Genomic DNA, 18,938 nt, shown 5'->3' on the forward strand with positions numbered 1-18,938 from the left:
GACGCGTTCCCCGGGCGGCCCGTCCTGTCTGCGGTCAGGCCGCTGCGGTCAGGCCGTGCCGCGGCCCAGGGTGAGGCCGTGGCCGTCCGGCGAGCGCCCGAGCTCCTGGAAGCCCAGCCGGTCGTAGAAGGCCCTGGCGCCGGTGTTGGCCGTGCTCATGCCCAGGTGCACCCGGGCCACCCCGGCCGCCCGCAGCGCCGCCAGGAAGCGCTCGATCATGGCCCGTCCCGCGCCCTGGCCCTGGGCCTCCGGCAGCAGGTCGATGTGCAGGTGGGCCGGGTAGTCGACCAGGTCCTCGCGCCACATCCACTCCGGATGGTGCAGCTCCTGGATCCGCCCGGCTTCCAGGCCGGTCCCGCTGCCCTCCGGATAGCGGGCGGCCACGGTCGGCAGCCAGCGCTCCCGGTAGGCCGCGACGAAGGCCGGGGTGTCGGCGGTGCCGATGACGTACCCGATCGCCCGGTCCTCGGCATCGGCCAGCACGAAGGCCAGCTGCGGCTCCAGCGCGAGATAGGGCCCGGTGAAGATGTCCGGCAGGATCCGCGGGTCGGTGTAGAGGCCGCTGGCGTCCTTCCCGGCGTGCCCGGTACGGACGCAGATGTCGTACATGGCGTCGTGGTCGGCTGGGCGGTAGGGGCGAATCGTCGGCATCCCGCCAGCCTTTCACAGCCGACGGGACGCCTCGGAGGGACCTGCCCAGGACCTGCCTACCAGGCCGTGGCCACCCAGCTGGGGCTGAGCGCGAGGGCCTTGAGCTGACTCAGGGTCAGCACCGGCTCGGGGCGGTCCTTGGCGCTGGTGAAGGCGGCGGCGTTCAGCTCGCTGACCACGATCCGCCGGCCGTCCTTGTGCAGCACCTGCACGGTCCACTGGACCGCGCCGGCGCCGCCCTTCTCGGACGGGCCCTGGTCCACCACGATCCTGGTGCCGTCCGCCAGCACGGTCGCTCCGCCGAACACCTGGTCGACGGCGTCGCCGGTGGTGCCGAACCAGTCGGCGTTGACGCCGATGACGCCCGCGCCGTGGCCGTCGTTGATCCGGCCGGAGGCGTAGCCCTCCTCGTTGTCGCCGTCCATGGACAGGGTCAGCCCCTTCGGCAGCGCGGCCCGCAGGGTCCCGGTGATCCGGTCGGCCGAAAGGCTGTTGTGGGTCGGACCGGTGTGCAGCGCCGGGGGCGGCGGCGCGGGCAGCGACGAGGTGACCTTCGTCCAGAACGGGTCGGTCACCACGGCCTTGAGCTGCTTCACCGAGAGCACCGGCTCGGGCCGCGAGACCGGACCCTTCTCCAGGGCGGAGTTGGTCTCGTCCAGGGTGATCAGCGAGCCGTTGGCGGTGGCCAGGTACGCCGTCCAGTCCTTCTCCTTGCTGGTGCCGACCGGGCTCTCCAGCCCCTGCGTCACGGTGAGCACGGTCCCGTTGGGGAGGGTCTTGCGGGTGCATTGGATGTCCGGCCGGGCGCTGTGGCTCGGGCAGGCGAGGTACTGCTGCACCTGCTGGTCGTTGACGGTGGTCGCCAGCCGCTGGATGATGATCGAGATCGCCGACGGGCCCTTGCCGTCGTTGAGGACCAGGGAGAGCAGGGCCCGCTGGGCCCTGGAGCCGTTCTGCAGGCTGTCGAACCCTTCGGCCTCGACGGCGGAGAGATGGCCCTTGGGGAGCATCGCCTCAAAGCCGGTCAGCAGCTCCTGGGGGCCGAACTCCCGGACCACCACGCCCTTGGTCGCGCTCGCACCGGGGCTGCTCGGCAGCTGGGTCGGGACGGCCGCGGGGCCGACCGGCCTGGCGTCGGCCTGCAGCACGCCGGAGGCGACCGTCCCGCCGATCCCGACCAGGGCGAGCGCGGTGACGCTGCCGATCACACCGACGGTACGGCGCCGGCGCCGACGGCGCCCGTCCGCGATCCCGGCGTTGACCAGCCGGCTCGGATCGGTCTGGAAACTGTCCCCGGTGCTGCGCAGCGCGTCGGTCAGTTCGTCCTCAAAAGGCATGGCAGTGCCACCATCTCGGGTCAGTGGGCGGTTCCCGGAAGTCGGGGGAGGGGGAGGTGCGCACCGCTAGGGGTGTGCGAAGTCGCTGAGGCTGTCGCCGAGCACCAGCCGAAGCCTGGCCAGTGCGCGCGAGCTCTGGGTCCGGACCACTCCGGACCTGAGCCGGAGCAGGGTCGCGGTCTCCTCGACGCTGTGGTCCTCCCAGTAGCGCAGGACCACCACCGCCCGGTCCCGCACCGACAGCTCGCCCAGGGCGTGCAGCAGGGTGATCCGCAGGGCGGTGTCCGCCTCGGGGGCGACGCCGTCCGGCAGGTAGCCGGACGGGCGCTCGTCACTGCTGCGCCGGCGCCGGTGCGTGAGGAACGCCCTGACCAGCACGGTGTGCGCGTACGCGGCCGGATTGTCGGCCGCGGACACCTTGCGCCAGTGGACGTAGACCCGTCCCAGCGTCTCCTGGACCAGATCCTCGGCCAGGTGGCGGTCGCCCCCGGTGAGCAGGCAGGCCGTCCGGTAGAGCGGTGTACTTCGTGCGGTCGCGAACTCCAGGTACTCGTCCACGTCTTTCTGTTTCACTGGCCCCCGCAGGTGTTCCGGCTGTGCTTCCTTCTCTGCTCCCTATGACGCGGGACCGCAGGGCGCACGTTACAGGGAAGCCCCGGAATTTCTTCCGGGGCTTCCCTGGGGGGGGTGTGGCTCAGCGTGGGGTCGGCAATCGGTCCAGGAAGACCTTGAAGGCCGTGGGCTCGATCTTGGTCACCCCGTCGAAGGGGTAGTTCATCTCCTTGATCAGGATCAGCGACCCCACCACCAGCGCGGTCAGCGACAGCACCATCAGGGCGTGGGCCAGGGTGTTGGACAGGCCGAAGAGATAGGTGAAGCCGATGGTCAGCACCGCGCCGAGGATCAGCGCCCCCCAGAGGATCGGCGGCACCGAGTCCTCCACCTCGGTCAGCCGGGCCCTGCGCTCGGTGGCCAGCTCCTCCACATGGGACACCGCGTGCTCGAACAGCACCTGCTGGGCCGGGGTCGTCGGCTGGTAGGAGTTGACCGCGTTACGGATCGCATAGACCTCCTGGGTGGCCTGGGGACTGCTCTGGTGGCTCGCCATCAGCGGCCACTCGGTGTCCTCCACGGTGTGGGCGTAGTCGAGGGTGTCGTGTTCGATGGTCGCGCCGAGCGGCAGCGGCAGGTCCCGGGAGATCCAGTAGATCCCGGCCAGTGCGTCGGCCTCCTTGAAGGTGGTCTGCCGGGCCGCGTCGACGTTCTCCCAGACGGAGATGACGACAAAGGCCAGCAGGACCGCGTAGATGACTCCCACGCCGGCGAAGATGAAGCCGGCCACGTCATTGCTGCCCTCCCGGGCGGGTGCGGGACGAACCGCTGCACCGCCCAGAGCAGGAAGCCGGCGAAAGCCAGCGAGCCGAAGAAGATCAGTAGGTCCGACCAGCTCAATGGGCACGCTCCGTTCCTCGGTCAGTCGCGCTCCGTTCCTCGTCAGTCGCGCGGGTGCGCGACCTCGACGTTCTCCAGCACCCCGAGCGCGTCCGGGACCAGCACCGCGGCCGAGTAGTAGGCGCTGACCAGGTACTGGATCACGGCCTTCTCGTTGATCCCCATGAACCGGACCGACAGGCCGGGCTCGTACTCGTCCGGGAGACCGGTCTGGTGCAGCCCGACCACGCCCTGGTTGTCCTCGCCGGTGCGCAGCACCAGGATCGAGCTGGTGTGGCCGCCGTTCACCGGGATCTTGTTGCACGGGAAGATCGGCACCCCGCGCCAGGACGGGATCCGGTGCCCGCCGACGTCCACCGCGTCCGGGTAGAGCCCGCGCTTGCTGCACTCCCGGCCGAAGGCGGCGATCGCCCGCGGGTGGGCCAGGAAGAGGTTGGAGCCGCGCCGGCGGGAGAGCAGCTCGTCCAGGTCGTCGGGGGTGGGCGGGCCGCCGTGGGTGTGGATCCGCTGCTCGTGCTCGGCGTTGTGCAGCAGCCGAACTCGGGGTTGTTGACCAGCTCGTGCTCCTGCCGTTCGCGCAGCGCCTCGACGGTGAGCTTGAGCTGCTGCTCGATCTGGTTCATCGGCTGGTTGTAGAGGTCCGCGACCCGGCTGTGCACCTGGAGCACGGTCTGCGCGACGCTCAACTCGTACTCGCGCGGCGCGAGTTCGTAGTCCACATAGGTTCCGGGCAGCTCCTCCTCGCCCTCGTGCCCGGAAGCGAGCTCGATGGCGGCCTGGCCGTGCTTGTCCTTGGACAGCTCGGCCTCGGCCAGGTAGAGCTCGACCTGGACCCGGAGCTCCGGTGAGCGGTCGACCAGTCCGGCGAAGGCCTCCTTGGGCAGCGCCAGCAGGGTGCCGGCGGTCGCCGCCTTGGCGGTGTAGCCCCAGGTGGTGCCGGCCCCGGTGAGGACCTCGGTGAGCGCCTCGTCGCCGAAGTGGTCGCCGTTGGCGAGGGTGCCGAGGACGGCGTCGTGGTCGCCGAACTTGCCGTCCCCCAGCTTGCGGATCTTGCCGTGGGCGACCACCAGGACATGGTCCACCGGAGCGCCGAGGGCGGCGATCACCTCCCCGGCCTCGAACTCCGCTGGCTGAAGCGCCCGGCCAGCTCGGTGAGCAGTTCCTCGTCCTCGAAGCCCCTGAGCACCGGCAGTTCGCCGAGCGTGGGCGGGACGATTCGGACCTCCGAGCCGGTCTGCGCGATACTGAGCCGCCCCCGACCGGTCGCGTAGGTGAGCCGGCGGTTCACCCGGTAGGTGCCGCCCGACACCTGGACCCAGGGCAGCATCTTCAACAGCCACCGCGAGGTGATGCCCTGCATCTGCGGGGCGGTCTTGGTGGTGGTCGCGAGATTCTTTGCCGCTGCTGTGCCGAGAGCGGTCTGCTGGTCCGTCATCTGCTACTGCCTCCCCAGAACGTGTGACCTGCGGTTCCAGAGTGGCGGTCGGGGAGGCTCCGTTCCATTCCCTGAAAGAGTGCGCATGTTCGACACCCGTTCGGGGTAGTCCCAGCCGCTGTTCGCATATGCAGCGAGGCATATGACGTAGCGTCACCGAAATCTCAGCCGGCGTCACCCAGCGCATCCAGCAGGTGGGGCCAGGCCGCGGAGAGCGGGTCGATCAGACCGAAGTGCTCCATCCCCGCGAGCTCCACCAGCCGCACCGGATCACCGCTCCGCTCGGCCAGCCCGGCGTACTCGCGGCTCATCGCGGCCGGGACCACGTCGTCCTCGCTGCCGTGCAGCAGCGTCACCGGGACGCCCAGCGGCAGCAGCGCGCCGGGGTCGGCCAGGGCGTAGCGCTCGGGGACGGCGTCCACACTGCCGCCGAGCAGGGTCGCCGTCGCGCCCCGGCCCAGGTCCCAGATGTCGGAGAGGGCCAGCGAGGCGCAGCCGGCCAGCGACACCACCGCGTCCGGGCGCCACTCGGTCCGCCAGGGCGAGCCGACCGGCAGCCGGTGCCTGGCGGCGGCCCACAGCGCCAGGTGGCCGCCGGCGGAGTGGCCGACCAGCACGGTGCGCTTGAGGTGGATGCCGCGGGCGGCGGTGATCATCCGCAGCGATTCGGTGAAGATCGCCAGGTCGTCGAAGGTGCCCGGCCAGCCGCCGCCGGGCGAGCCGACCCGCCGGTACTCGGGCACCGCCACCGCGAACCCGGCCCGGGCCAGCGCGTCCGCGAGCGGCGCGGTGTGCGCCCGGTCGTAGGCGACCCGCCAGAAGCCGCCGTGCACCAGCACCACCAGGGTGCTCGGCGGCGGTCCTTCCGGCGGCAGCCGCAGGTCGACGATCTGCTCGGGGTGCGGCCCGTAGCGGGCGGTGTGGTCGGGCGGCGGGGCGGCGGGCCGCTCCTGGAGGGACTGGAGGACGGCGTCGTCGTCGCTCGGGCTCACGTCGGTGCTCCTGGTTTGTCGTCAGTGCGTCATCAGGTCGTCAGGTCGGCGGGTCGCCAGTCAGGTCGGCTGCACGGGGCGCCACTGGACCGGACTGGAAAGGATCATCGTGCTGGCGGGCTGCCCGTACTCCGACAGCCGGTCGATCAGCGCCTCGAACTCCGCCATCGACGCTACCGCCACCATGAGCACGCAGCAGGCGTCTCCGGTGACACGGTGCAGTTGCAGTACTTCCGGCCAGTCGGCGACGGCCGGATCCCGCAGTACGCAGTGCGGGCCGTAGCACTGCACCTGTACCAGGGCACTCACCGGCCGGCCGGCCCGGACCAGGTCCACCCGGGCGTGGTAGCCGGCCAGCACCCCGGTCGCCTCCAGCCGCCGCACCCGCTCGGCGACGGCGGGCGAGGACAGATTGACCCGCCGCGACAGCTCGTTGAAGGAGAGCCTGGCGTCCTGCTGCAACTCGGCCAGCAACCGCCGGTCCACCGCGTCCACAGGCTGTGCCTTTCGTTTGGAAACCCGACGGCATGATCTGCCTTTCCCATGGTAGGCAGCAGCGCCCAAGTGGCATCCGACGCCCATTCAGCGCAGGGTCGAAACAATCAAGAATGACGTGACCGCTTGAACCGTCGTCCAGAGACCCGAGGAGGCATGCCATGGAGCCCAAGCTCGACTTCGGCGAGCCCACCACCCGTACGCCGCCTACGCGGGCATCGACACCCTGCACTCGCTGCAGCACCCGCGCAGCAAGGAGCCGGCCGAGCGCACCTTCATCGTCGCCACCCAGGTGATGGAACTGCTGTTCGCCCAGCTCCGGCAGGAGTGGGTCGGCGCCCAGCACGCCCTGCGCGCCGACGACCTGACCGGCGCGACCGCCGCGCTGCGCCGCGGCCTCGGCGTCCAGGAGGTGCTGGTCGGCTCCTGGGAGCTGCTGGCGGCGATGACCCCGGTCGAGTTCAGCGCGTTCCGCCCGTACCTGGGCGAGGCCAGCGGCTTCCAGTCGTTCAGCTATCTGCACCTGGAGTTCCTGCTCGGCAACAAGAACGAGCGGCTGCTCGCGCTCTACGCCGGCCACCCCCAGGTGTACGACGAGCTGGCGGAGACCCTGCACGGCCCCTCCCTGTACGAGGACGCGGCGGCGGTGCTGGCCCGGCGCGGCCTGACCGGCCCCGAGCCCTGGGTGACCGTCTACGGCGACCCCGAGTACAGCGATCTGGCGCTGCTCGGCGAGCTGCTGCTGGACGTCGCGGAGCGGGTCACCCGATGGCGCCAGCGCCACCTCAGCTCGGTCAAGCGGACCATGGGCGCCAAGCCGGGGACCGGCGGCTCCAGCGGCCTGAGCTGGCTCCGCAAGGCCGCCGAGCAGGACGTCTTCCCCGAGCTGTGGAGCGCCCGCAATGCGCTCTGAGCCGCAGGCTGTCCCTTCGCAGCCGGTGGATGTCGAGGCGCTGGACGCCGCCGACCCGCTGCGTTCGTTCCGGGACCGCTTCACCCTGCCCGAGGGCGTGCTCTACCTGGACGGCAACTCCCTCGGCGCGCTCCCCGCGCACACCCCGGAGCGGATCGCCCGAATGGTCGAGCAGGAGTGGGGCCGCGGCCTGATCCGCAGCTGGAACGAGGCCGGCTGGTACGACCTGCCGCGCGGCCTCGGCGACCGGATCGGCCCGCTGGTCGGCGCGGCGGCCGGGCAGACCGTGGTCTGCGACTCGACCTCGGTCAACCTCTTCAAGGTGCTGACGGCGGCCCTGCGGCTGCGCCCGGACCGCCGGGTCATCGTCTCCGAGCTGGGCAGCTTCCCCACCGACCTCTATCTGACCGAGGGCGCCGGGCCCGGCCGCGACCGCCGGCTGCTCGGCCGCGACGGGGACACCCTGGAGCAACTGCTGGACCAGGACGTCGCCGTCGTCCTGCTCTCCCATGTCGACTACCGCAGCGGACGGCTCCAGGACATGGCCGCCGTCACCGAACTGGTGCACCGGCACGGCGCGCTGGTGGTCTGGGACCTGTGCCACTCGGCGGGCGCGCTGCCGGTCCGGCTCGACGCCTGCGCGGTCGACTTCGCCGTCGGCTGCACCTACAAGTACCTCAACGGCGGGCCCGGCTCCCCCGCCTTCCTCTACGCCGCCGCCCGGCACCACGAGGCCGCGGAGCAGCCGCTCACCGGCTGGTTCGGCCACGCCGACCCTTCGCCTTCGAGCCCGGCTACCGTCCGCCCCCGGCATCGGCCGCTTCCTCACCGGCACCCCGCCGCTGCTCAGCTTCGCCGGACTGCAGGCCGCGCTGGACCTCTGGGACGAGGTGGACCTCACCGCGCTGCGAGCCAAGAGCCTCGCCCTCAGCTCGCTGTTCCTGCGGCTCACCGAGCCGCTGGGGCTGCCCTCGCTGACCCCCGCCGAACCGGAGCAGCGCGGCAGCCAGGTCTCGCTGCAACACCCGCACGCCTACGCCGTCATGCAGACGCTGATCGAACGCGGGGTGATCGGCGACTTCCGGGCCCCGGACGTACTGCGCTTCGGCTTCACCCCGCTGTACCTGAGCCACGCCGACGTCCGCGACGCGGCGGCGGTGCTGACCGAGGTGCTGACCTCCGGCGTCTGGCGCGAGCCCCGCTTCGCGGCGGCGGCAGGGGCGGTGACCTGACGCAGGCGGTGACCTGACAGCAGCATCAGTTATGGACACCCCTGTCGCCGCAGGCCCTCGCGCTGCCAGACTGGGCCGATGCGCACCTCCACCCCCACCCCCGCTGCGACCCGGCGCCGAACCGGCCTCACCCTCGCCCTGCTCTCCGCCTGCGCCTTCGGCGGCTCAGGGACGGCCGCGAAGCCGCTGATCGAGGCCGGGCTGACGGCGATGCAGGTGGTGTGGCTGCGGATCGCGCTCTCCGCGCTGGTGCTGCTGCCGGTGGCGATCCGGCACCGCGACCTGCCCCGGCGGCACCCGGGGCTGCTGATCGGCTTCGGCCTGATCGGGGTGGCCTGCGTCCAGGGCTGCTACTTCTATGCGATCTCCCGGATCCCGGTCGGGGTCGCCCTGTTGATCGAGTACCTCGGCCCGGTACTGCTGCTGGGCTATGTCCGCTTCGTCCAGCGGCGCCGGGTGAGCCGGGCCGCGGTGGTCGGCGCGGCGGCGACCATGGCCGGGCTGGCCCTGGTGGTGCAGTTCTGGACGGCCTCGGCGGCCTGGACCCGATCGGGGTGGCCTCCGCGCTGGCGGCGGCCTGCGGGATGGTCGGCTACTTCATCCTGTCCGAGAAGTCCGGCACGGCCGGCTCCCCAGGCGCGGTCGCAGTCGACCCGATGGGCATGACCGCGTACGGGTTGATCATCGGCACCATCGTGCTGCTCCCGGTGGCCCGTCCCTGGGAGACGCACTGGCAGCTGCTCGGCCGGGACGCGTCCATGGGCGGCACCCCGGTCCCGGCGCTGCTGCTGCTCGGCTGGGTGGTGCTGATCGCCACGGTGCTGGCCTATCTCACCGGGGTCGCCTCGGTGAGCCGGCTCTCCGCTCCGGTGGCCGGCGTGGTGGCCTGCCTGGAGGCGGTCGTGGCGACGGTGCTGGCATGGGTGCTGCTGGGCGAGCACCTGGCGCTGCCGCAGATCCTCGGCGGCCTGCTGGTCCTGGCCGGGGCTTGCGTCGCGCAGACCTCGACGCCCTCCGCCCCGGCTGCTGTTGCCGCGGCCGAGGTGGTCATCGGTCCCGCTTCGTCGCCGCCACCTGCTCGACGGCCCAGCGTGCCCACTCCTCCCGCATCGCGGTGAAGCGCAGCCCGAACTCCAGCGCCAGCCTGCCGTTGGTGGACAGCATCCCGCCGTCCCATTCGATCGACTGCTCCAACTGCTCCAGCGCGCCGTGCTCGCCGGCCGCGGTCTCGGCCATGCCCCGCAGATAGGCCAGCGCCTGCTCGTCGGTCAGCACGCCCAGGAAGAACACCCGGAGCAGGGTGTCGCTGCGGCGCGGCGGCTCCGGCTGGGTGTCCACCAGCCAGCGGCGCAGTTCGGCCAGGCCCTCGTCGGTGAGCGCGTACTCCTTGCGCCCGCGCGGGCCCTCGGCCGAGACCTCCAGCAGCCCGGCGGCGGCCAGTTTGGCCAGCTCGCCGTAGACCTGGCTCTGGGTGGCGGGCCAGACATTGGCCAGTGAGGTGTCGAACAGCTTCATCAGGTCGTACCCGCTGGCCGTTTTGTCGACGAGAAGTCCGAGGAGTGCGTGGCGAAGGCTCATACGACCCACTCTACCTTCCACTGTTGACAGGTCATAGCTAGACCTTCTAGTTTTGACCTATCAGAGTTGGAACGTCGCAGTGGAACGTCACATCGAGGGGAACGACCACCATGAGCTACCTCCGAGGATTCATCCCGTGGATCGCCTTTGCCGCTCTCTCCTCAGCCGGCTGGCAGTGGGGCGCGCTGGCCGCGCTGGCCATCGGGGTCTGGCTGCTGCTGCAGGACCGCAGGGCCGGCGTCGCCGCCGACGCGCAGATGCTGGAGATCAGCACCGTCGGCTACTTCGCCCTGCTGACCGCACTCGCCTTCGCCGCCCCGCACTCGCCGCTCGAGCACTACGACGGCGCCCTCTCCTTCGCCTGGCTCGCCCTCACCGCCTGGGGCACCCTCGCCGCGGGCCGCCCGTTCACCCTGGGCATCGCCAAGCGGCAGACCCCGGAGGAGTTCTGGGACAGCCCGGTGTTCCTGCGGATCAACACGGTGCTCACCGCGGCCTGGGCCATCAGCTTCACGCTGACCGCTGTCGCCACCGCGGCCTGCAGCGCAGCCGACGCCGGCACCCTGGCCCGGGTCGCCTGCCAGGTGGTCGGGTTCGCTGCCCCGGCCGTCTTCACCTCCCGCTACCCCAAGGCGGTGCAGGCCCGACTGGCCAATGCCGCAACCGCTGCCGCCGCCGCCCCGGTCCGCTGACCCCCGCCACCGATCACCTCAGGAGCCCGTCATGAGCACTGCCACCGCCCCGCACCTGCTCGGCAACTACGCCCCGTCGCGGACGAGATGACCGTCACCCAACTCCCGGTCAGCGGTTCGATACCGCCCGAGCTCAGCGGCTGGTACCTGCGCAACGGGCCCAACCCGCGCGAGGCCGCTTCCGCCCACTGGTTCCTCGGCGACGGCATGGTGCACGGCGTCCGCCTCGACGGCGGCCGGGCCACCTCGTACCGCAACCGCTGGGTGCAGACCGACTCCTTCGCCCACGGCGCGGCGTTCCGCGACGAGCGGGGCGTGCCCAATCTGGCGGCCGGGGTCGCCAACACCCATGTGGTCCGGCACGCGGGCCGCACCCTGGCCCTGGTCGAGTCCTCCTATCCGTACGAGCTGGACTGCCGCCCCGGCCATGAGCTGGAGACGATCGGGGTCCATGACTTCGGCGGTCGGCTGCGGACCCCGATGACGGCCCACCCCAAGACCTGCCCCACCACCGGTGAGCTGCATTTCTTCGGCTACGGCGGGCTGTCCGCCCCGTATCTGACGTACCACCGGGCGGACGCGAGCGGGGAGCTGACGGTCAGTCGGCCGGTGGAGGTGCCGGCCCACACGATGATGCACGACTTCCAGCTCACCGCCGGGCACGTGGTCTTCCTGGACCTGCCGGTGGTCTTCGACCTGGAGCGGGCCAGGGCCGGGGTCGGCATGCCCTACGCCTGGACCCCTGACTACGGCGCCCGGCTCGGCGTACTGAAGCGGGACGACCCGTACGGCGCGGTGCGCTGGTTCGACATCGCCGCCTGCTATGTCTTCCACACCCTCAACGCCCATGAGGAGGGCGACAGCCTGGTCCTGCACGCCATGCGCTACGACTCGCTGGCCGACGGCGCCAGGGTCGACACTCCCGCCACGCTCTGGCGCTGGACCCTGGACCTCGCCACCGGGGCCGTCCGCGAGGAGCAACTGGACGACCGCGGCGCGGAGTTCCCGCGGATCGACGACCGGCTGGCCGGCCTCCCCAGCCGCTACGGCCACGCCGCGGCGACCAACGCCGTCCACCGCTACGACCTGCTGACCGGCGCCGGCAGCAGCCATCTCTTCGGCCCCGGCCGCACCCCCGGGGAGGCGTCCTTCGTGCCCAAGGACGGCGCCCCGGCGGCCCCGGCTGGCTGATGACCTTCGTCCACGACGCCGACACCGACCGCAGCGACCTGGTCGTTCTCGACGCGGACGACCTGGCGGCGGCGCCGGTGGCGACGGTGCACCTGCCCCGGCGGGTGCCGTTCGGCTTCCACGGCAACTGGCTGCCGGACGCCGAGGCCTAGGAGGGTGCTCTCGGCCCTGGGGTGCTACCGCCCCAGGGTCGGGGTCATCCGGGTCGACACCGCGATCCGGTTCCAGGAGTTGATGGTGAAGACGACCGCGATCAGATGGGCCAACTCCTCCTCCTCGAAGTGCTTCGCCGCGCGCTCATAGACCGCGTCCGGGACGAATCCGTCGGTCAGCACGGTGATCGCCTCGGTCAGGGCGAGGGCCGCCTGCTCCTTCTCGGTGAAGACCGGGCCGGCCTCCTCCCAGGCGCTGAGGAGGTGGATCCGCTCCTCCGACTCCCCCGCCTTCCGGGCGTCGCGGGTGTGCATGTCGAGGCAGAAGGCGCAGTGGTTGAGCTGCGAGGAGCGGATCCGCACCAGCTCAGCGAGCACCGGGTCCACCCCCTTCCTGGACGCCTGGTCGAGGGCGACCATCGCCCGGTAGACCTCGGGAGCGAGCTTGCCGAGGTTCATGCGCTGGGTGTGCGTCGTGGTGGTCATGGATCAAGCCTAGGTCGGCAGTGGCGCAGGAGTATGGTCCATTTCCATGGCAGAATCCTGGGCCAATTCCCAGCCCGAAACCCAGCCCGGCAGCGTCGACCTGCATCTCGACCTCGACCTGACCGGTCCCGGCGGGATCCGCGCGTCGCTGATCCGCGCCCTGCGCGAGGCGGTGCGGTCCGGGCGGCTCGCCCCCGGCACCCGGCTGCCGCCCTCGCGCTCGCTCGCGGTGGATCTGGGCGTGGCCCGCAACACTGTCGCCGATGCCTACGGGGAACTGGTCGCCGAGGGGTGGCTCTCGGCCCGCCAGGGGTCGGGGACCCGGGTGGCCCAGCGCGCCGGCAGCGGCGCGGCGGCCCGGCGGCGACCCCAGCGGGCCCGGCGTCCGAGCGACCCGCGTCCGAGCGACCCGCGTCCGGCCGACCCGCGTCCGCTCCGGGCCTTCGAGCCGTTCCACGGCCCCGGCAACGGCAGCCTCTTCGCCGGCATCCCCGACATCTCCGCCTTCCCCCGCGCGGCCTGGCTCGCCGCCGCCCGGCGGGCCCTGGCCGTCGCGCCCAACTCGGCCTTCGGGTACGGGGATCCGCGCGGCTGCGAGGAGCTGCGCCGGGCGCTCGCCGACTACCTGGCCCGGGCCCGCGGGGTGCGCACCGACCCGGACCGGATCGTGGTCTGCTCCGGCTTCACCCAGGGCCTCTCGCTGCTCAGCCGGACCCTGCGCGGCAGCGGTGCGCGGACCCTGGCCGTCGAGTCCTACGGCCTGGACCTGCACCGTGGTGTGATCACCGCCGCCGGACTGCGCACCCTTCCCCTGGAGGTCGACCATCATGGCGCAAGGACAAGCAGCTTGACGGTTCATCAGCGCGTGGGCGGGGTCCTGCTCACCCCCGCGCACCAGTTCCCCACCGGCGTCCCGCTGCACCCGGACCGCCGGACCGCGGCGGTGGACTGGGCCAGGAGCAGCGGCGGGCTGATCCTGGAGGACGACTACGACGGCGAGTTCCGCTACGACCGCCAGCCGGTGGGCGCGCTGCAGGGGCTCGACCCGGAGCGGGTGGCGTACCTCGGTACGGCGAGCAAGAGCCTCGCCCCCGCGCTGCGGCTCGGCTGGATGGCGCTGCCGGGTCATCTGGTGGACCAGGTGGTGGCGGCCAAGGGCGCGGGCGAGCGGCATCCGAGCGTGCTGGACCAGCTGACCCTGGCCGAGTTCCTCACCTCCGGCGGGTACGACCGGCATCTGCGCGCGATGCGGCTCCGCTACCGCCGCCGGCGCGACCGGCTGGTCGCCGCGCTGGCCGAGCGCGTCCCCTCGGTGCGGGTCAGCGGTATCGCCGCCGGGCTGCACGTGGTGCTGCGGCTGCCGCCGGGCACCGAACGCGAGGCGGTGCGGGCCGCGGACTGGCTCGGCCTCGCCGTCCAGGGCCTGGACGGCTTCCGCTACCCGGGCCAGGCGGCCCGGGGCACGGCCGCCAAGGGCCAGGCCGCGGAGGTGATGGACGGCCTGGTCGTCGGCTACGGCACCCCCGCCGAACACGCCTTCGGCGAGGCCCTGGACACCCTTTGCCAGGCCCTGGAGACGGTACAAAGGACCCTGTGACCACCAAAGCTCTGCGCGACGCCTGGGCCAGCCTCGTCCCCGACCGGCGGGACGACCCCGAGAACCGCCAGGGCCCGCTGCCGCCGCTGCTGCTGACGCTGACCCTGGTCACCGGGCTGGTCGACGCGTTCAGCTATCTGGTGCTCGGCCGGGTCTTCGTCGCCAATATGACCGGCAATGTCATCTTCATCGCCTTCTCCCTGGCCGGTTCGCCCGACTTCTCGCTGAGCGCCTCGGTGGTCGCCCTGCTCTCCTTCGCCGCGGGCGCGGTACTCGGCGGACGGCTCGGGGTGCGCTTCGCGGCCCACCGGGGCGGCTGCTGTTCGCCGCGGTGGTCGCCGAGGGCGTGCTGGTGCTGGCCTCGTACCTCTGCTGCCTGCTGGTCCCGCAGGCCGAGACCGGCGGCGGCCGCTATCTGCTGGTGGTACTGCTCGGGCTGGCCATGGGCGGGCAGAACGCGGCGGCCCGCAGGCTCGCCGTGCCCGATCTGACCACCACCGTGCTGACCCTCACCATCACCGGCCTCGCCGCCGACAGCCGACTGGCCGGGGGCCCGGACAGCAAGATCGGCCGACGTCTGCTGGCGACCCTCTCCATGTTCCTCGGCGCCCTGGTCGGCGGCCTGGTCGCGCTGCACGGCCACACCGCGCTGCCGCTGCTGCTGGCCGTGGTCCTGCTGGCGCTGGCCACCGCGGCGCTGGCCGGCCAGACCCGCTCCACCCTGCCCTGGACCCGACGGCCCTGACCCTGCAAACCCGCCGTCAGAAGCCGGGAGGCGTCAGTCGCCGGCCTCGAACCGCCTGCGCCCCGCGCCGGCCGAGGGGCCGGCCGGCGGCCCGGCCATGGGATCGACCCCGGGGGCGAGCCGCATCGAGAGCTGCACCGCCGAGCCGTCCGCGCTGCCCACGATCTCGTCGCAGAGCGCCCGGGCGATCCGCCAGCCCCGCCCCGGCCCCACCGCCGGATCGGTCAGCCGTGACACCGGGCGCGGCAGACCGGAGCCGGGGACGGCCGCGGTCTCCCGGATCTCGCAGACCACCCCGTCCGGGATGTCGCCGATCAGCAGCATGGCGGGCCTGTCGTCCACCGCGAAGGCGCAGACGGCGATCTCATGGACGGCCAGCACCAGGTCGTCGGTGCGCTCGTCGGAGAACCCGGCGAGCCGGGCGAGGCAGCGCACCAGATCCCGGACCTGGTACAGGTCGTTCAGGCCGAACAGCAGGACTTCCTCGGGATCCCTGCAGTCGTCCTGGCTCGATTGGCTCACGGGGCTCCTCCCGGCTCCGGGTCCGTCTCTGCTCTCAGCCCGCTCGCGCTGTCCCAGCCGAGGATCGTCAGCACCTTGCGGACGGTCGGCGTGGGCGAACGGACCACTATGCTGCGCTTCTTGTCCAGCCGCGACGCCGCCAGCAGCAGCGCCTCGACCGCACTGGCGTCGGCGAAGGCCAGCGAGGAGAGGTCGACGATGATGTCGGCGTCGTCCGCGGTACGCGCCGCCGCCTCGAAGAGCGCGGTGTCGAGAAGGTGCCTGACCGTCAGGTCGGCCTCGCCGATCAGCCGCAGGCCCCTGGCCGTCTCCAGGATCTGCAGGCTCGGCGCCCGCACCCGCCCCGGTCCGGCGACCAGCGAGTGGTGGTGCGCGCGTTCCTCGATCTCGGCCAGGGTGAACTCGCGGGGGTCGTAGATGCAGAGGCCCATCCCCGGCCGGTTCTTCAGCCCGTCCTCGATCAGCCGCTCCATCTCCACCAGCTCGGGGTGGCTGACAGAGTGTCGCGGGCCCCAGGACATGTTCGGAGCAGACCCGCAGGCCCCGGTAGCCGTCGGCGAGGGCCCCGTCGATGGCGTCGAACATGATCTGGGCCGAACCGGTGGACGAGAAGTCGCCCTGCCAGGTGGGGGTCAGGCTCATGTCGACGATCACCAGCGAGCCGTCGGCCTCGTGCTTCTCCACCGGAGTACGGGCCGCGACCAGCGCGTCCACCAGCCAGGAGCGCTCGCGCAGCCCCAGGACGCAGAGGATGCGGTCGTCGGCGGCCAGTCCGTCGCGGACGAAGCCGGTGAGCGCGAGCTGGGTGATGTCATCCTGGTCGGAGACGAAGCAGCAGTGGCTGCCGTACCTCATCGCCCCTACCGCCGCCACGGCGGCTCCCGCCTGGGATGTGTCCATCCTCGCGCACTCCCTGCCCCCGAAGGTATCCGGCCGACACTTCGCCCATGTAATGATTCGCCGCCGGGACATCACCGGATTGGCCACAATCAAACAGTATTGTCCCAGGGATCGGCCACCGCAGTCCCCGAACGACCCGAAAGATGACAGGAGTTCGGGAAGCCGGTCAGGTCGCGGCGGGGGTTTTTGCGAACTTTGCGGCAATTGACAAGATCCGCCCGGGGTGCGGGCGTACTGCGGGCGCAGTAGGCCGAAGTGTCGGCGGAGGGCCAATGACGAGAGAACGCCGGATCGCGAGGGTTGACGGGTCAGCCTTGCGTGTTCCCGTCCTCCCGGAGGCCCCTGATGTCCACGTTCGCCCGATGGTGCTACCGGCGCCGGCTTGTCGTCGTCCTGCTGTGGGTCGCCCTGTTCGTGGGCCTGTCGGTCGGTCTGTCCGCCCTGGGCAGCAACTTCAGCAGCATCACCACCGCGTCGAACACTGAGTCGAGCAAGGCCACCGCACTGCTGCGGCAGAAGTCGCCGGGCGAGGCCGGGGCCAGCGGCACCGTGGTCTGGCACACCGGCTCCGGCCGGGTCACCGATCCGGCCGTGCAGCAGCGGATGTCCGGTGCGCTGGCGCAGATCGCCCACTCGCCGGGCGTGGCCAGCGTGCTGAGCCCGTACGGCGCGCAGGGTGCGTCGGAGATCAGCAAGGACGGCAGCACCGCGTTCGCCACGGTGAAGTTCAATGACAACAAGCCGACCGACGCCATCACCGAGCCGATCGAGAAGATCGCCACGGATGCCCGGGCCAGTGGCCTCGACGTGCAGCTCGGCGGCTCCGCCTTCTCGGTCACCCCGTCCGGGTCACCGATCGGCGACGTCCTGGGCATCGCGGTGGCGGCCGTCATCCTGTTCCTGATGTTCCGTTCCGCCTGGGCGGCCGCGCTCCCCATCATCACCGCGATCGCCGGGGTGGGCAGCGGCCTGCTCAGCATCGTGCTGCTGAGCCATGTGACGTCCATCGCCGACACCGCGATCTCGCTGGGCACGCTGATCGGCCTGGGGGTGGGGATCGACTACGCCCTGTTCATCGTGAACCGGCACCGCAAGAACCTGATGACGGGGATGAGCGTCCCGGAATCGCTGGCCAAGGCACTGAACACGTCCGGGCGGGCGGTGCTCTTCGCCGGGCTCACCGTGATCATCGCCCTGCTGGGCATGTTCACCCTGGGGCTGACCCTGCTCAACGGCATGGCGCTGGGCGCGGCCGTCACCGTGGCGCTGACCGTGCTCTCGGCGGTCACCCTGCTGCCCGCGCTGCTCGGCTTCCTCGGGCTGCGGGTGCTCAGCCGCAAGCAGCGCCGCCGGCTGGCCGACCAGGGTCCGGACCGGTCGGTGCCGCGCGAGGGCTTCTGGGGACGCTGGGCCGGACGGATCCAGTCCCACCCCAAGCGGATGGGCCTGATCGCGCTCGTGCTGCTGGCCGGGATGGCGCTGCCCACCCTGTCCATCCGCCTCGGCTCGGCCGATGCCGGCAACCTCCCCACCAGCAGCACCAACCGGCAGGCCTACGACCTGCTGGCGCGGGGGTTCGGCCCCGGCTCCAACGGCCCGTTGGTGCTCGCCGCCGAAGCCTCCGCGCCCCGGGACCAGCAGGCGCTGACCGCGCTGGTGGCCGAGCTGCGGACGGTCCCCGGAGTGGCCGGCGTCAACGCGCTGCCGATGACCTCCGGCGAGACGGTCGGGGTGGTGAGCGTGGTGCCCACCACCTCGCCGCAGTCGCAGCAGACCGTCGACCTGATCAAGCACCTGCGCAAGGACGTGATCCCGCAGGCGGAGCAGGGCACCGGCCTGCGGGTGTACGTGGGCGGTGTGACCGCCTCCAACGCCGACTTCGCCTCGGTGCTGGTCGGCAAGATCCCGGTGTTCCTCGCGATCATCGTGGCGCTGGGCTTCCTCCTGCTCACGGTCGCCTTCCGGAGCCTGCTGATCCCGGCGCTGGGCGCGGTGCTGAACCTGCTGACCATCGGCGTGGCCTTCGGCGTGGTCACCCTGGTGTTCCAGTACGGCTTCGGGGTCAGCCTGCTGGGGGCGGGCTCGGCCGGGCCGATCGAGGCCTTTGTACCGATCCTGGTGGTCGGCATCATGTTCGGCCTGTCCATGGACTACCAGGTGTTCCTGGTCAGCCGGATGCGCGAGGAATGGGCCCACTCGGGTGACAACCACCGCGCGGTCCGGGTCGGCCAGCGCGAGACCGGCCAGGTGATCGCGGTCGCTGCCTGCATCATGTTCTCGGTGTTCTCCCCCTTCGCGGTGGGCGGGACCCGCGTGATCGCCGAGTTCGGCCTCGGCCTGGCGGTGGCGGTCCTCTTCGACGCCTTCCTGGCCCGGATGATCCTGGTCCCGGCGCTGATGCACCTGTTCGGCGACGCCAACTGGTGGCTGCCCAGGTGGCTGGACCGGGCGCTGCCGAACGTGTCCGTGGAGGGCCCGGCCGACGAGGACCCGGACGCGGTCGACTCCGCCCCGCGACAGGAGACCGCAGGCGTCCGCGGCTGACCGTGCAGGCCCGGGCCCCGGGGA

18 protein-coding genes and 6 pseudogenes are annotated in these 18,938 nt (G+C 71.8%); 11 read left to right on the forward strand and 13 right to left on the reverse strand.

The window, feature by feature from the left end; genetic code table 11:
* Window positions 1–48 precede the first annotated feature (48 nt).
* From ACXKR8_RS21695 to ACXKR8_RS21730, 8 genes and pseudogenes are all read right to left on the reverse strand, one after another.
* Entirely contained in the window at window positions 49–651 is a 603-nt protein-coding gene (locus ACXKR8_RS21695; RefSeq protein ID WP_458274538.1) for a GNAT family N-acetyltransferase, read from the reverse strand.
* Window positions 652–707: 56 nt separating this feature from the next.
* Window positions 708–1,988, reverse strand: a complete 1,281-nt coding sequence (locus ACXKR8_RS21700; protein ID WP_458274539.1) for a hypothetical protein — start codon at window positions 1,986–1,988, stop codon at window positions 708–710.
* 66 nt (window positions 1,989–2,054) lie between these two features.
* A complete protein-coding gene (locus ACXKR8_RS21705; RefSeq protein ID WP_458274540.1) occupies window positions 2,055–2,561 on the reverse strand; it encodes a SigE family RNA polymerase sigma factor in 507 nt (168 codons plus the stop codon).
* A 121-nt stretch (window positions 2,562–2,682) separates the two neighbouring features.
* Window positions 2,683–3,330: a bestrophin-like domain gene (locus tag ACXKR8_RS21710; protein ID WP_462100627.1), complete on the reverse strand. Its 648-nt coding sequence runs from the start codon at window positions 3,328–3,330 to the stop codon at window positions 2,683–2,685.
* A 152-nt stretch (window positions 3,331–3,482) separates the two neighbouring features.
* Window positions 3,483–4,546, reverse strand: a pseudogene (locus ACXKR8_RS21715) (family 2B encapsulin nanocompartment shell protein).
* Window positions 4,543–4,875, reverse strand: a complete 333-nt coding sequence (locus ACXKR8_RS21720) for a hypothetical protein (RefSeq protein WP_462100628.1) — start codon at window positions 4,873–4,875, stop codon at window positions 4,543–4,545. Before ACXKR8_RS21720 ends, ACXKR8_RS21715 begins: the two are co-directional and overlap by 4 nt.
* 164 nt (window positions 4,876–5,039) lie before the next feature.
* Window positions 5,040–5,867, reverse strand: coding sequence for an alpha/beta hydrolase (locus ACXKR8_RS21725; RefSeq protein ID WP_458274543.1), 828 nt, complete (start codon window positions 5,865–5,867; stop codon window positions 5,040–5,042).
* Window positions 5,868–5,927: 60 nt separating this feature from the next.
* Complete coding sequence (locus tag ACXKR8_RS21730; protein ID WP_458274544.1) at window positions 5,928–6,362, reverse strand: Lrp/AsnC family transcriptional regulator; 435 nt, start codon at window positions 6,360–6,362, stop codon at window positions 5,928–5,930.
* Between the two features lie 169 nt (window positions 6,363–6,531).
* Between ACXKR8_RS21730 and ACXKR8_RS21735 the strand changes: the two are divergent.
* The 5 genes and pseudogenes from ACXKR8_RS21735 to ACXKR8_RS21755 all read left to right on the forward strand — a co-directional run.
* Window positions 6,532–6,924, forward strand: a pseudogene (locus ACXKR8_RS21735) (tryptophan 2,3-dioxygenase family protein); the annotation flags it as partial.
* 123 nt (window positions 6,925–7,047) lie between these two features.
* Window positions 7,048–7,275: a tryptophan 2,3-dioxygenase family protein gene (locus ACXKR8_RS21740; protein ID WP_462100693.1), complete on the forward strand. Its 228-nt coding sequence runs from the start codon at window positions 7,048–7,050 to the stop codon at window positions 7,273–7,275.
* 163 nt (window positions 7,276–7,438) lie between these two features.
* Window positions 7,439–7,957 (forward strand): annotated as a pseudogene (locus ACXKR8_RS21745) (aminotransferase class V-fold PLP-dependent enzyme); the annotation flags it as partial.
* Window positions 7,958–8,165: 208 nt separating this feature from the next.
* The gene (locus ACXKR8_RS21750) at window positions 8,166–8,507 is read left to right on the forward strand and encodes a kynureninase/PvdN C-terminal domain-containing protein (RefSeq protein ID WP_462100694.1); all 342 of its coding nucleotides are present in this window, start codon (window positions 8,166–8,168) and stop codon (window positions 8,505–8,507) included.
* 78 nt (window positions 8,508–8,585) lie between these two features.
* Window positions 8,586–9,625 (forward strand): annotated as a pseudogene (locus tag ACXKR8_RS21755) (EamA family transporter).
* Here ACXKR8_RS21755 and ACXKR8_RS21760 read toward each other — a convergent pair.
* Entirely contained in the window at window positions 9,555–10,085 is a 531-nt protein-coding gene (locus ACXKR8_RS21760; RefSeq protein ID WP_458274548.1) for a PadR family transcriptional regulator, read from the reverse strand. The pseudogene ACXKR8_RS21755 and the gene ACXKR8_RS21760 sit on opposite strands and share 71 nt — an antisense overlap.
* A gap of 110 nt (window positions 10,086–10,195) precedes the next feature.
* Here ACXKR8_RS21760 and ACXKR8_RS21765 point away from each other — a divergent pair, with 110 nt between their 5' ends.
* A complete protein-coding gene (locus ACXKR8_RS21765) occupies window positions 10,196–10,777 on the forward strand; it encodes a hypothetical protein (protein ID WP_458274549.1) in 582 nt (193 codons plus the stop codon).
* A 31-nt stretch (window positions 10,778–10,808) separates the two neighbouring features.
* Window positions 10,809–12,120: pseudogene (locus ACXKR8_RS21770) on the forward strand (carotenoid oxygenase family protein).
* Window positions 12,121–12,144: 24 nt separating this feature from the next.
* On the opposite strand, the gene ACXKR8_RS21775 reads toward ACXKR8_RS21770, so the two are convergent.
* Entirely contained in the window at window positions 12,145–12,606 is a 462-nt protein-coding gene (locus ACXKR8_RS21775; protein WP_458274551.1) for a carboxymuconolactone decarboxylase family protein, read from the reverse strand.
* A 46-nt stretch (window positions 12,607–12,652) separates the two neighbouring features.
* On the opposite strand from ACXKR8_RS21775, the gene pdxR reads away from it, so the two are divergent.
* Genes pdxR through ACXKR8_RS21790 form a run of 3 tightly spaced genes read left to right on the forward strand, consistent with a single transcriptional unit; the run spans window position 12,653 to window position 14,948 of the window.
* Window positions 12,653–14,203, forward strand: coding sequence for a MocR-like pyridoxine biosynthesis transcription factor PdxR (gene pdxR, locus ACXKR8_RS21780; RefSeq protein WP_458274552.1), 1,551 nt, complete (start codon window positions 12,653–12,655; stop codon window positions 14,201–14,203).
* Window positions 14,200–14,694 (forward strand): YoaK family protein, encoded by a 495-nt coding sequence (locus ACXKR8_RS21785; RefSeq protein WP_462100629.1) that lies wholly within the window; start codon window positions 14,200–14,202, stop codon window positions 14,692–14,694. The genes pdxR and ACXKR8_RS21785 overlap by 4 nt, the downstream gene beginning before the upstream one ends.
* A complete protein-coding gene (locus tag ACXKR8_RS21790) occupies window positions 14,583–14,948 on the forward strand; it encodes a DUF1275 family protein (protein ID WP_462100695.1) in 366 nt (121 codons plus the stop codon). The genes ACXKR8_RS21785 and ACXKR8_RS21790 overlap by 112 nt, the downstream gene beginning before the upstream one ends.
* A gap of 33 nt (window positions 14,949–14,981) precedes the next feature.
* Here the strand turns inward: ACXKR8_RS21790 and ACXKR8_RS21795 are convergent, their stop codons facing one another.
* The 3 genes and pseudogenes from ACXKR8_RS21795 to ACXKR8_RS21805 all read right to left on the reverse strand — a co-directional run.
* Entirely contained in the window at window positions 14,982–15,470 is a 489-nt protein-coding gene (locus ACXKR8_RS21795; RefSeq protein ID WP_458275304.1) for an ATP-binding protein, read from the reverse strand.
* Window positions 15,467–15,991, reverse strand: coding sequence for an STAS domain-containing protein (locus tag ACXKR8_RS21800; protein ID WP_458274554.1), 525 nt, complete (start codon window positions 15,989–15,991; stop codon window positions 15,467–15,469). The genes ACXKR8_RS21795 and ACXKR8_RS21800 overlap by 4 nt, the downstream gene beginning before the upstream one ends.
* 13 nt (window positions 15,992–16,004) lie before the next feature.
* Window positions 16,005–16,442 (reverse strand): annotated as a pseudogene (locus tag ACXKR8_RS21805) (MEDS domain-containing protein); the annotation flags it as partial.
* A gap of 273 nt (window positions 16,443–16,715) precedes the next feature.
* On the opposite strand from ACXKR8_RS21805, the gene ACXKR8_RS21810 reads away from it, so the two are divergent.
* A complete protein-coding gene (locus tag ACXKR8_RS21810; protein WP_458274555.1) occupies window positions 16,716–18,914 on the forward strand; it encodes an MMPL family transporter in 2,199 nt (732 codons plus the stop codon).
* Window positions 18,915–18,938 lie beyond the last annotated feature (24 nt).

It is taken from the genome of Streptacidiphilus sp. PAMC 29251 (assembly GCF_054208735.2).